Here is a 584-nt window from a genome sequence, read left to right as displayed (position 1 = left end):
CGGCGAAGATGTGGCGCAGCCACGGAAAACGGCGGCGGATCGCCTTGAGGACATGGGGTGCGCCGTCGCGATCCTGTATGTCGGCAGCATGGATGAACACGAAGATCAGAAATCCAAGCGTATCGGTGACAATCTGACGCTTGCGGCCCTTAATCTTCTTGCCTGCATCATAGCCGGATATTCCGCCGCTTTGCGTGGCCTTGACGCTTTGGCTGTCGATAATCCCTGCCGTCGGTTGCGCCTCCCGTCCCTCGATTTCCCGCGCCGCCATCACCAGAAGCTGGTTGATGCTCTGCCACAGTCCGATCGCGCGCCAAGCATAAAAATAACCGCGCACTGTCGAAACCGGCGGAAAATCGCCCGGCAGTATGCGCCATTGGCAGCCGCTCGAGGCGATATAGAGGATCGCCTCCGCGACCGAGCGCATATTCGTCGCCCGACGCCGCCCGCCACGACGCGCTGGCGGGATCAGCGGTTTGATCAACGCCCATTCCCGGTCCTTCAAATCACTTGGAAAACGAAGCACGTCTCGGTTATGCTCACGGCGAGCGATAGCAGTCCAGCTCATCGAAACCCCATTTGAT

The 584-nt window shown here is 59.6% G+C and carries 1 protein-coding gene; it reads right to left on the bottom strand.

What is annotated here, in order from left to right:
* Positions 1–568 (bottom strand): IS5-like element ISRel20 family transposase (locus tag ATY29_RS03765; protein WP_097537560.1); only part of this gene is annotated, 568 nt, incomplete at its 3' end.
* Positions 569–584: the final 16 nt, after the last annotated feature.

The organism is Rhizobium hidalgonense (assembly GCF_002914525.1).
GTDB lineage: Bacteria > Pseudomonadota > Alphaproteobacteria > Rhizobiales > Rhizobiaceae > Rhizobium > Rhizobium hidalgonense.
Note: the sequence above shows the minus strand (reverse complement) of the source record. Positions and strands in the feature narration are given on the sequence as shown.